The sequence below is a fragment of the Cyclobacterium roseum genome, from assembly GCF_010119225.1.
Lineage (GTDB): Bacteria > Bacteroidota > Bacteroidia > Cytophagales > Cyclobacteriaceae > Cyclobacterium > Cyclobacterium roseum.
The window spans coordinates 90,890-103,361 of sequence record NZ_WNKF01000007.1; the positions used below are offsets into that span (position 1 = coordinate 90,890).

Below are 12,472 nucleotides of genomic sequence, written 5' to 3' on the forward strand. Positions count from 1 at the left end.
GATCTACATGAGCAAATTATTTACCCTCGCTTTCACCCTCCAATGCCTCAGCATGAGTCTTCTTCTTGCCTGGAATGGCAATGCCCAGGTGAAAAGCATAGAAGAAGTATCGGTACACCTTTCTTTAAATGAAGTAAAGGTGGAAAAAGCCTTTAAGGAGCTGGAAAGAATCACTGAGTTTAATTTTGTTTTTGCTAATAGGGAAATTCGAGACAGTCCATTGATAACTTTGGAAAGCAATGGAGGAAGTCTTTATGACCTGTTGGTATCCATAGCGACTCAAACCAACCTCCGTTTTAAACAGGTCAATGAGACCATACATGTCAAGGAATCTGAGAGAGAGGAATTGATCACTTTGGTGGAATATGAAGAGATTACAATTTCGGGAACAGTATCGGATGAAAATGGGGAACCTATGCCAGGGGCTACGATTACAGTAGAGGGAACCTCAACAGGAACTGTATCGGATATTGATGGTGATTTTTCCATTGATGTGGATGAAGGTGCTGTTTTGGTGGTATCCTTTATCGGATACCAGTCCAGGAGAATAACGGTTTCCAATCAATCCCAAATTGATGTTCAGTTAGAATTGGATGAATCCTCTTTGGAAGAGGTAGTAGTAGTGGGCTATGGTACCCAAAGGAAAGCAGATGTTACCGGTTCGGTGGCATCAGTTGGGTCAGAAACATTGGAAAATGCAGCTTCACCAAATATTGTTCAGGCTTTACAGGGTGTTATGCCTGGTTTATCAGTTTCAATTAATTCATCAAGTGCCGAACAAAATGCAAGTATTAGAATAAGGGGTGAACAATCCATAACCGCAAGTAACAACCCTTTAATTGTTTTGGATGGAATTCCCTGGGGAGGTAATTTATCAGAGATTCCCTCTGCTGATGTCAAATCAATCGATGTGCTGAAAGACGCATCAGCAACTGCAATTTATGGTTCAAGGGGAGCTAACGGAGTAATTCTAATTACTACAAATAAAGGTAGGGTAGGCGAAACAAGAGTTTCTATCCGATCGTCTTTTGGCTATAACCAGTTGGCCAAAAAACCAAACATGTTAAATGGCGAAAAATTTTATGATTATAAATTGGAGTATCTTGATGCGGAACCTGATATGGCCCTGACGAGTACAGAAATAGAGAATTATAATGCTGGTATATCAACTGATTGGATTGACCATGCCACCAGATTAGGGCAGCAACAACAACATACATTAACCTTATCCGGGGGTGGAGAGAACCATTTGTTTTTTATTTCAGGTAATTTTTTAAATACTGAAGGTATCGCAAAAAACGACGAGTTTTCCAGGTATTCTTTACGGTTAAACTTTCAAAAGGATTTATCAGAATGGCTGCGCTTCGCAACCAATACATCAATGACATATCTTGATCGTGATGGTATACCAGCTAACTTTGGTAGGGCTGTCCGAATGAATCCATTAATTACACCATATAATGAAGATGGTACAATAAATTTATACCCATGGCCAGAGGATCCCTTTTATTATAATCCGCTTAGTCCTTTAAATGCACAAGATTTAAATCGAGACCATAAGTTGTTTACCAATAATTATTTTGATATAGATATTCCTTTTATTAAGGGATTGAATTATAGGATAAACACAGGATTGACTTTTCAGTATATAAATCAGGAAACTTATTATAACAATCAAACAGTTAATGGTTTCACAAGTGGGGGGTATTCCGATGTATCAAACAGAGTTAATATTAGTTCGTTGGTTGAAAACATCATCAATTATCAGAAACTAATTGGAGATCACTCTATTAGATTTACAGGTTTATATAGTTTCCAGTGGGATGAATATAAAATAAGGGCAATACAATCGGAAGGATTTCCCAACCATGTTTTAACCACCTACCAGGCAAGTTCGGGAGCGTTGATAAATCCTAGATCAAATTTAAATCAATCGGGATTGGTTTCTCAAATGGCAAGATTGAACTATGCTTATAAAGGCAAATATTTATTGACATCTACCGTAAGACGAGATGGATATTCAGGTTTTGGAGAAAATACAAAATACGGAGTTTTCCCATCTGTTGCCCTGAGCTGGAACATGTCAGAAGAAAATTTTATAGCTGAAAACTTTGATTGGATTGAACAACTAAAGTTAAGGGCATCCTGGGGTAAATCTGGTAACCAGGCTATTGGTGCATACAGTACACTTTCCAGGTTAGCCAACAGAAACTATTTAACAGGAAGCAACGGAACCACCACTGCACCAGGATATGTTCCCCGCCGTTTGTCAAATCCAGATTTGGGATGGGAGACGACACAAAACTGGAATTTGGGTCTTGATTTTATTATTTTAAATGGAAGAATTAGTGGAAATATAGATGTATTTAAATCAAATGTAAAAGATTTGCTTTTAGATAGAAGAATTTCAGCAAATTTTGGCATACCAGGTTCGGAGATAACTGAAAATATTGGGAAAACCGAAAATAAAGGCCTGGAAATTGGGTTAAAGGGGACACCCGTTCAAACTTCAGATTTTGCATGGAATCTGGCGCTCAATTACTCTGCTTCCAGAAACAAAATTGTTGAATTATATGGAGACGGGGAAGATGATTTGTTGAACAGATGGTTTATCGGAGAGCCAATTAATGTTTATTTTGATTATGGTTGGGGAGGGGTCTTTCAACTGGATGATAATATTGAAGGAAGTGCACAGCCCAATGCACAACCGGGATGGGTGAAAATCATTGATAAAAATGAGGATGGAGAAATAACAGAGAGAGATCGCATGATTCTGGGACAAACATTTCCTGATTTTGTAGCAGGGTTAAACTCTAATTTCAGATATAAAAATCTTTCTCTCAATTTGTTTTTTTCAGGGGTTGTGGGTATCGAAAAACCCAATAACCTGGGTGATCCAGAAATGGGAGCCAATCAATATAGAGCAAATAATTGGGATCTTTGGGATCATTGGAGACCAGATATTCCTTCCACGAAATATCCTGCTAATAAGGCGGGTGCTAATCTACTCCCTAGTAGAGTGCCGCGCTTTGCGGATGCCAGTTTTGTTCGGCTAAAAGATGTAAGATTAGCTTACGATTTAAGCCAGGTTGGGAAAGATCTGATAATCTTGAAAAGCCTTAAAATCTATTTTAATGTTAACAATGTATTTACCATAACCAATTGGTCGGGAATTGATCCGGAACTTTCAAATCAGGAATCCATTCCGTTTCAAAGAACATATGTAATGGGTTTAAATGTTGGATTTTAAAAAATGAAAAAATGAAAAAATATTTAAAAATTCTCTATATAATCAATTTCATACTATTTGGATCTTGTTCACTAGAGGACTTCTTGGTAGAGAAACCAAAAGATATAATTGCAGCAGAAAATCTGTACGAAAATTATGATGGATTTCAAGCTGGGATCAATGGCCTTTATTCTTACGTTTTAAAAGAAAGACAAGGACCAGGTAATACGGGTAATTATGTTTTTAATATTCCCATGATGCAGGGAACAGATATCGCCTGGGCCCCCCTATGGCTTCATACTGGGAATCTTTCGTATGATGAATTGAATACATTGACCTCGGAAGCAAATTATTTGGGAGATCTATGGGATTGGCTTTACCAGGTTATTAATGCAGCCAATACAATTATCGAAAGGGCAGAGAATGAAAACGTTGACTGGGGAACAAATGCGGCAGAAAGAAAAAACCATATTCTCGCTGAAGCAAGAACCATAAGGGCATGGGCATACCGGCATTTGACCAACCTCTGGAGTGACGTACCGCTAACAACAAGAGAGTCAACGGGATCCGACCTTGATATAGAATGGAGACCTACCCCGAGAATCGAGGTAGAGGAGCAAATGGAAGCAGATTGGCTTTTTGCCATGGAACATCTTCCTGAAGCACAGGAAATACCGGGCAGGTTGTCAAAGGCCGTGCCAATGCACTATTTGACAGAATTATATCTTATCTGGGAAAATTATAGCCAGGCTGAGACTATGGCTAAGAATTTGATAAATAACGGCAACTTTTCGTTGGTTACTGAGCGGTACGGTATTGAACAAAATCAACCAGGCACCCCATTTACTGATATATTTATTGATGGAAATGTGAGCAGATTCCAGGGGAATACAGAAGTGCTCTGGTCTTTCCAGAGGGAATTTCAGGTGATTGGAGGGGAAATTAAATCAAATATGCGACGATTGTATGTCCCTTGGTACTGGCAAAAATACAAAGGAGTATCTTTAGATATTACTGTTGACCGGGGAGGTAGAGGACTTGCTTGTGTAGCTGCTACAAATTGGGCCATTGAAAATTTTGGAGATAATGATGACCGGGGAGGACCACATGCTCTTCGAAAATATTATATAATCCAGGCAGGAGATAGAATAGATGAAGGGGCAGGTTATGCTGTTGGAGATACCTTATGGATGGATTGGAGCCTGGACAATATGGTTCTGCGAAATCGCGGTTGGCCTTCTGTCACCAAGTTCGATTTTGCAATTCCACAGGATGTAAGATCAGGAGCGAGTTATAAAGATGCACCATACCTTCGTTTGGCAGAAACCTATTTACTGCTGGCCGAAGCGCAGATTATGCAGAGTAAAACAGCTGAGGCAGCTGAAACATTCAATGCGCTTCGCAGAAGGGCCAACGCCCCGGAAATATCATCGGGAGATGTTACGGTAGACTTTCTACTGGATGAACGTGCCCGGGAACTTTTATTTGAGGAACACCGCCGGTATGTATTGGTACGCCTCAATAAATATGTTGAACGTGTGAAGGCACATAATTATAGGGCTGCTCCATATGTGGCGGAACAGTATAGATATTTACCTATACCTCAGCATGTTATAGATGCTTCCCCAGGATATCCCCAAAATCAAGGTTATTGATTTATTAAGGTAAATCGTCTGTTAATAACAAATTATTATTTATAAAATATAATTGAGATGGGAAAAAAAATGATTAGTACCATACTATTGTTAAGTATTTTTACTCTTTCTGCAATTGCTCAAAACAGGGCATCCTGGATGAAAGATGCACAGTGGGGAGTGATGATTCATTATCAACCCGAGTGGTTGGCATCTGAAAACCAACTTGATTCTATAACATTAGATAATTGGAATGAGTTAATTGACAATTATGATTGTGATGGATTGGCTAAGCAGTTGTCAGAAGTAGGTGCCGGATATCTTATCTTCACTGTTCGGCATGGTCCCGCATTTTTTGCCTCTCCTAATTCCATGTATGATCATTATACCGGGCAGGTTCCCAGCAGATGCAGTAATCGCGATCTGATCTCAGATCTTTCTGATGCGTTAGATGAGTATGGAATCAAGCTTATCGCTTATCTTCCCGCTCACGCTCCCTATAGAAATAAGGCTGAAATGGAGGGTTTTGCACTCACCAGGGGGGATCACTATAAGTTTGGGGCTTTTGAAAGGAACTCAGAAGCACTTCTGCGTTGGCAGGAAATCATCAGAGAATATTCAATACGCTGGGGTGATAAAGTTGCCGGCTGGTGGCTTGATGGATGCTATCGACCCAATATAAATCTCAGACAACCCGATATTCCTAATTTTGCATCCTTAGCTGCTGCTGCACGATCCGGTAATCCAAACAGGATCGTAGCTTTTAATCCAGGAGTATTTCCCAGGATAATGTCGTTGACACCATACGAAGATTATACTGCGGGAGAGACCAATGACCCAGGAAGTATCCAATGGAGGTATAATTATGAGGGTATGATTGATGGCAAGCAAATACAAATATTAAGCTACTTGGGTAAATTCTGGGGACAAGGTGCCCCGAGATTTGCTGTTGATGAAGTTGTTAAGTATAGCACGGATATCAAGGAAGTAGGAGGAGCAGTTACTTGGGATGTCCCCCCTTCTGTTGATGGAACAATACCAAGCGATTTTATGAAACAGCTTACTAAGATTGGAGAAGCGTTGGGAACAAATAAATAATAGACTTTGAAACTAACTTGCAAGAAAACTCACTTGTTGTTGGGAACTTATATGGTAGAATAAATGAACGGGAGTGTTCAAAAAATCTAGCATAACAGACCTGAAAATCCAAATTATCCTAAATCCCAAGTTTTCAATCAAGATGTTATCTTGCAACAAAGAAAGACTACCAAATTAGGTTAACCATCTGTTTTATCGGGTGGTTACCTTTTAAAGTTATTTAAAATGATAAAAAAAATTTATAGCACAATATTTTTGTTGAGTATTCTAGTTTTATCAGTTAATGCTCAAAACAGGGCATCATGGATGAAAGATGCAAAATGGGGAGTAATGTTACATTACAGTGCCGCAATCTTAGCATCGGAAAATAAACTGGATAAGGACTCAATCAACTTTGATAAATGGAATTATCTTGTAGATAATTTTGATTGTGAGGGACTTGCAAAGCAATTGTCGGATGTAGGTGCCGGATATCTGGTAATTACAATTCGACATGTAGGGGGATTTTTTATGGCACCCAATTCAATGTATGAGCATTACATGGGGCAAGCGCCCAGTATTAGCAGCAACCGCGATCTAATAGTTGATTTACATCATGCCCTGGATCAATACGGAATTAAACTAATTACCTACGTATCTTCCAAATTTCGTTTTAATCCGGAAGAAGTAAAAGCATTTGCATGGGATAGGGATGATCCAAGAAAGGCAGAAATGTATCTGCGTTGGCAGGAAGTTATCAGGGAATTTTCCATGCGCTGGGGAGATAAGGTCTCAGGATGGTGGATAGATGGTTGTTATACACCCAATACCCATTTTAGACACCCGGATATTCCAAATTTTGCTTCCATGGCCGCCGCAGCCCGTGCCGGTAATCCAAACGGTATTGTAGCTTTTAACCCGGGTGTTTTTCCCAGAGTCATGTCTTTGACACCTTATGAGGACTATACAGCAGGCGAAATTAATGACCCAAGTAGCATTCGTTGGAAGTTCAATGAAGATGGAATGATTGATGGAAATCAAATCCAAATTTTAAGTTATTTAGGCAAAACCTGGGGAAAAGGCGACCCCAGGTTTACCGCTGAACAGGTTATTAAGCACAGCCTGGATGTTAATGAAAAAGGCGGTGCGGTAACCTGGGATGTTCCTCCATTGCGTAATGGAACCATTTCCGACGATTTTATGAAACAGTTGGGAAAGATTGGTGATGCGTTGGGTACCAATAAAAAATAGTTGCCTAAATATTGAACACTAAAAAAACTAATAAAATGCAACAATTTAAAAGGATAATTTTTCTTTTTCTGTTAACAAGTTTATTTTTCTCTTGTAAATCAGAAGTTAAAGAAACCCAACCCAATATTGTGGTAATCCTATGTGATGATTTAGGGTATGGTGATTTATCCGCTTTTGGGCATCCGATCATTGAAACGCCGAATTTAGATGAATTGGCTGAGGATGGTATTAAATTTACCAGTTTCTATTCTGCAGCACCGGTTTGTTCTCCGGCGCGTGCAGGTATGCTCACAGGTAGAAGCCCTAATCGAGCAGGAATCTATGATTATATACGGCCAGCGAACGGAGAAGTAGAAGACTGTCTCGATATGGTTCATTTACAAGCTGATGAACAAACAATTCCCGCCATGCTAAAGGAGGTGGGGTATTCGACCTTTTTATCGGGAAAATGGCATCTTAATTCAAAGTTTAACAGCGATGAACAGCCAACACCTGGAGATTTTGGTTTCGACCATTGGTTTGCTACGCAGAACGTAGCAAGGCCAAGTCATGAAAACCCAACTAATTTTGTGCGCAATGGCGAAGAGGTAGGGGAATTGAAAGGTTTTAGTTGCCAGATTGTTGTTGACGAAGCCTTGAATTGGTTACGAAACAGAGAATCCGAAAATCCATTTTATCTGCAGGTTTGTATTCACGAACCCCATGGGCCGATAGAATCGCCGAAATTCTTGGTTGATAATTATTTACCAAAATCGACAAATGAAGATCAGGCACAATATTTTGCAAATGTGGCGAATATAGATGATGCTGTTGGGCGTTTGGTGGAATACCTGAAAGAGAATTATGGTGAAAACACACTTGTTATATTTAGTTCAGATAACGGACCAGAAACTTTACACCGCTTTAAAGGTGCAATAAGGGCCTATGGTTCGCCGGGGCCGTTAAAAGGAATGAAATTGTGGACAACGGAGGGAGGAATCCGGGTCCCGGGAATTTTATCCTGGTTAGGAAAAGAGACCTTTAACGGTACTTCAGATGCCGTTGTCTCGTTGTTGGACTTGATGCCCACTTTTGCAGAGATTTCCGGAGCAAAACTGCCAGAAAGAGCACTGGACGGGCAGTCTATGATTCCAGTAGTTGAAACCGGAAAGATGGAGCGGCACAAACCCCTCTTATGGGCTTTTTATGATGCGATAAATCAACACAGGGTTTCCATGCGCACAGATGATTGGAAAATTCTCGCCCGACTGAAAACCGATTCTACCTACCTGCCATTGATACATAACTTATATGAAGGAAATGAAGCATTGATTAAGCAGACCCATTTGGTTGATTTTGAATTCTACAATATGAACGAAGGTATTAAGGAAGCAGAAAATGTTGCTAAATTATATCCGGAGGAATTTGAGGAAATGAAAAACCTTTTGAAAATGGAGTATAACGATCTATTAAAGGGGAGTCATGTATGGAGTAGAGGAGGTGAGTAGACGTTACAATAATGTTTTCTTCGGTTGTTTTTGAAAGCACTTTCACCTATATCTTTGATGTAATAGGATTGTATTTATTCTTTTAGATGACATAGGATATGACGATTTTATTTCAAATGTGCAGCCTAATAATGATTCAAAATAATTTGTTAGGAGTGGCAGTGATCATCAATTCTAATTTTTATGTATTTGTAGAGTCAATTAATCAAAAAAAAATTATGAAAAAATCAATTAAATATTTAATTCAAGGAGTGGTAATATTCATTTTATTATTTTCCGCAATTCAAACTTATAGTCAGCCTTATCCTAATCCGTATCAATTAGTCGAAAATTGGGCCAAATTACCTGATGGACGGATAATGGGAGCGGTTGGAAAAGTAACCGTAGATCCTGATGGGGAACATATTTGGGCAGTTATAAGGTGTGATGCTACTGATTCTGAAAGATTTGGCAATGAGTGTCTTGATTCAGATCTGGATCCCATTTTTAAGTTTGATCAGGAAGGTAACGTTGTACAAAGTTTTGGAGGGGGTATGTTCATATGGCCACATGGACTTGATGTGGATAAGGATGGGAATGTTTGGGTGACAGAATCTGTGTCTGATAATCGCATCCCAGAAGGTGACATTCGCGGTCATCAGGTTTTTAAATTCAGTCCGGAAGGTGAAGTAATGATGGTACTTGGAAAACCCGGTGTGGCAGGAATAGGTGATTACGAATTTAATGCTCCATCGGATGTAGCAATTGCTGACAACGGAGATATTTTTATTGCCGATGGTCATAGCCACAACACAAACAATAGGGTGATGAAATACTCGAAGGATGGAAAATTCTTAAAATCCTGGGGAAAAACAGGTTATGGGCCAGGCGAGTTCAGGTCTTTGCATGCACTGGATATTGATAAAAGAGGTAGATTATTTGTAGCCGACAGAGGGAATAGGCGGTTGCAGATTTTCGACCAGGAGGGAAACTTTATGGCCCAATGGACACAGTTTGGCATGCCGAGTGGATTATGCTTTGATGAAAACGACAATATTTATGTATCTGATTCAGAATCAGATAACGTTCAAAATCCTGGATGGGAAATGGGAATTCGTATAGGTGATGCGTATTTGGGATGGGTGAACTATTTCATAAAATTGCAGACAGGAGATCCTAACAATACCAGAACAAACGGTGCTGAATTTGTAGCAGTTGATAAATATGGTAATATATACGGGGGGGAGCCCGGACCACGTAAATTACAAAAATATGTGCGGGTTAGGTGATAAAAATTTTGTTAGCCTAAGCTCGATTAATAAATTCTATGAAATCCGATAATTCAGAGCTATTCCAGATATAAACCTTATAAATCATGAATCAAATTTGAATAATTTAAAATAAATCGCTTGATATCGTAAATTAAGGGAGGTAAAATTTCCCCTTTAGTTTAATACGTCTAATCATGAAAAGGTCTAATGCCGTGTTCGCCCTTTTATTGGTGCTATGTGCGGCAACTAGCGGTGTCTCGTCTACCACAAATAAAGCAGCTCCTCCCAATTTTATCTTTATCCTCACCGATGACCAGGGTTGGAGAAGCACCTCCATCGGCATGGACGACCGGTTTGCCGAATCCAAAAGCGATTTTTTTGAAACGCCGTCCATCGACCGCCTGTCAAGGGAAGGGATACGCTTTACCAATGCCTATGCGCCTGCTGCTATTTGCTCTCCCACCCGAAGAAGCATCCTGTTTGGTTTGGCGGATATCGTAAATTCGCTTCAGGTTGCCGTTGGGCACGGTACACTTTCGGGTAGTGGCTGTTTTGTCGTCGGTGTTTGTACCCAATCTGGTGATTACTTTTTGTGTGTTTCCAATTTCTTACGATTTCACTCTAGCAGCTTTTGATGCCGTTGTGTTTTAACTGATGCCATTTTTTGGTTTCTCATTTCTTAAATCAATTTCCAAGGTAAATAAGGGCAAGGAAGGCATCATCACTTGACAGCGCATAACGAAGAGGTGAGTTCAGAAACTTGAATTTTCAAAATTTTAAGGTTTAATCTGGCAAATTCTAACCTATTTACTTTGATTTTACCTTAATATTTATGATCCTGTAAGTGGAAACCTTATTTACCAGGTTTTTAAATCCAGGAAATAATATTTGGCTTAAAAAATAAAAGGATAATCGATTAAGCATCAGCTCATTTAATTAAATTATGATGAATACAAATAGAAGAACGTTTCTAAAATCAGCTTCAACAGCCAGTTTAGGAGCATTATTTATTCCTAATTTTATCGAACGTCCGCCAAGTACAAAATTGCGTTTTGCAATGATTGGCGTTGGAGCCAGGGGTCGTGCGAGTTGGAGCCAGGTTGCCGTAGAGGATATTGTGGCCATGTGCGATGTTGACGACAGAATGACTGAAAATGCCTACAAAACAGTGCCTAAAGCTAAAAAGTACAAAGATTTCAGGCGGATGTTCGACGAAATGGCCAACGAAATTGATGCGGTTATGATTGCTACGCCTGACCACACCCATTTCGCTGCGGCAATGGCTGCCATGCAACTTGGGAAACATGTATTGGTCGAAAAACCACTGGTGCATAATATTTGGCAATGCCGTACCATGAAAAAAGCAGCAAAACATTATGGCATTGTTTCGCAAATGGCAAATCAAGGGCATACAACCCATGGAATCAGATTGGTAAAAGAATGGTATGATGCGGGTGTTCTTGGAGAGGTTAAAGAAGTAATTAGATGGGGAGGCCCAACAACTTTTAGTCCGGATGGATATTTTTCGAAGCCTGAAGCCTTTCCTTTTCCAGCACATGAAGTACCTAAAGGCTTAGATTGGGATTTATGGAAAGGTCCCGCAGCTGATCGTCCTTTTAATAATGAATATGCACCTAAGTCATGGAGAACTTTTTACGATTTTGGTAGCGGAGCAATGGCCGACTGGTGTTGCCATACCTTAGATGCTCCTTTCTGGTCACTGGATCTTGGAATGCCACATACCGTAGATGCGGTGGTACCAAACCCTGAAGTTCCTGATCATAGTATGATTGCACAGGAATCAACGATAACCTGGCAATTTGGAGCTCGCGGTAATAAACCACCTGTTACTATGAAATGGATTGAAGGCATGGGCAAACCGGAATTAAAGGAGGAGTATGGGCTCGAAGAAATGCCGGATAATGGGATGATTATGATTGGTTCGAAGAAGACACTTTATCATGGTGGTCGTCCAAACAATCCCAGGTTACTTGTCCCTGAAGAAGAATGGATCGATTTCCAAAAGAATAAACCAGCAGAAACCATTCCGAGAGTGGAAGAAGAAAAACCAGTACAAGAATGGGTGGCTGCCATTAAAAACGACACCTTACCCGGCTCAAACTTCGATTATGGTGCAGACTTAACCGAAATGGGACTTGTAGGTGTACTCGCTCAACGTTTTGGCGGAACCATTAAATACGACGAAAAAAACATGAAGGCCATTGGTCGTCCTGAGCTAGATGCATACATTAAAGAGCCTGTTCGCGAAGGATGGTCTTACGGAGAAGACCTTTGGTAGAATGGACAGGATTTTATTGAAAATATATGGGTGAAAGGATTGAATTCAATTCTCCTGAAAAAATTCAGGTTTTATGCCATTCCAGCTCCTAAAAATCCCCCGAATATTCTACCATCCGTTCATTTACTTTTTTGAGCACAGAAATAGTGGAAACACATTAAAAGTAATTGAACGTACAAATCGCCCAATTTAACTCCTTTAATTGTTTTAAGTACTGATTTAATGGGTAGAAAATTTAAACTTTT

At 39.8% G+C, this 12,472-nt stretch carries 7 protein-coding genes and 1 pseudogene; all 8 read left to right on the forward strand.

Annotated features, from left to right (window positions below):
• The first annotated feature begins 7 nt into the window (after positions 1-7).
• The 8 genes and pseudogenes from GJQ68_RS11775 (at position 8) to GJQ68_RS11810 (ending at position 12,227) form a co-directional block, all read left to right on the forward strand.
• On the forward strand, positions 8-3,250 hold the full coding sequence (locus GJQ68_RS11775) for a SusC/RagA family TonB-linked outer membrane protein (RefSeq protein ID WP_162417489.1): 3,243 nt from the start codon (positions 8-10) through the stop codon (positions 3,248-3,250).
• A gap of 11 nt (positions 3,251-3,261) precedes the next feature.
• Entirely contained in the window at positions 3,262-4,884 is a 1,623-nt protein-coding gene (locus tag GJQ68_RS11780) for a RagB/SusD family nutrient uptake outer membrane protein (RefSeq protein ID WP_162417490.1), read from the forward strand.
• Between the two features lie 57 nt (positions 4,885-4,941).
• On the forward strand, positions 4,942-5,961 hold the full coding sequence (locus GJQ68_RS11785) for an alpha-L-fucosidase (protein WP_162417491.1): 1,020 nt from the start codon (positions 4,942-4,944) through the stop codon (positions 5,959-5,961).
• 225 nt (positions 5,962-6,186) lie between these two features.
• On the forward strand, positions 6,187-7,191 hold the full coding sequence (locus GJQ68_RS11790) for an alpha-L-fucosidase (protein ID WP_162417492.1): 1,005 nt from the start codon (positions 6,187-6,189) through the stop codon (positions 7,189-7,191).
• 35 nt (positions 7,192-7,226) lie between these two features.
• Positions 7,227-8,678, forward strand: coding sequence for a sulfatase family protein (locus tag GJQ68_RS11795; RefSeq protein ID WP_162417493.1), 1,452 nt, complete (start codon positions 7,227-7,229; stop codon positions 8,676-8,678).
• Between the two features lie 98 nt (positions 8,679-8,776).
• Entirely contained in the window at positions 8,777-9,946 is a 1,170-nt protein-coding gene (locus GJQ68_RS11800; RefSeq protein ID WP_162417494.1) for a peptidyl-alpha-hydroxyglycine alpha-amidating lyase family protein, read from the forward strand.
• 323 nt (positions 9,947-10,269) lie between these two features.
• Positions 10,270-10,359: pseudogene (locus GJQ68_RS23745) on the forward strand (hypothetical protein); the annotation flags it as partial.
• A 512-nt stretch (positions 10,360-10,871) separates the two neighbouring features.
• Positions 10,872-12,227, forward strand: a complete 1,356-nt coding sequence (locus tag GJQ68_RS11810) for a Gfo/Idh/MocA family protein (RefSeq protein WP_162417496.1) — start codon at positions 10,872-10,874, stop codon at positions 12,225-12,227.
• Positions 12,228-12,472: the final 245 nt, after the last annotated feature.

Coding starts and splice junctions, on each gene's coding strand:
- GJQ68_RS11775 (WP_162417489.1), top strand. CDS start 8: ATGAGCAAATTATTTACCCTCGCTTTCACCCTCCAATGCCTCAGCATG.
- GJQ68_RS11780 (WP_162417490.1), top strand. CDS start 3,262: ATGAAAAAATATTTAAAAATTCTCTATATAATCAATTTCATACTATTT.
- GJQ68_RS11785 (WP_162417491.1), top strand. CDS start 4,942: ATGGGAAAAAAAATGATTAGTACCATACTATTGTTAAGTATTTTTACT.
- GJQ68_RS11790 (WP_162417492.1), top strand. CDS start 6,187: ATGATAAAAAAAATTTATAGCACAATATTTTTGTTGAGTATTCTAGTT.
- GJQ68_RS11795 (WP_162417493.1), top strand. CDS start 7,227: ATGCAACAATTTAAAAGGATAATTTTTCTTTTTCTGTTAACAAGTTTA.
- GJQ68_RS11800 (WP_162417494.1), top strand. CDS start 8,777: ATGACGATTTTATTTCAAATGTGCAGCCTAATAATGATTCAAAATAAT.
- GJQ68_RS11810 (WP_162417496.1), top strand. CDS start 10,872: ATGATGAATACAAATAGAAGAACGTTTCTAAAATCAGCTTCAACAGCC.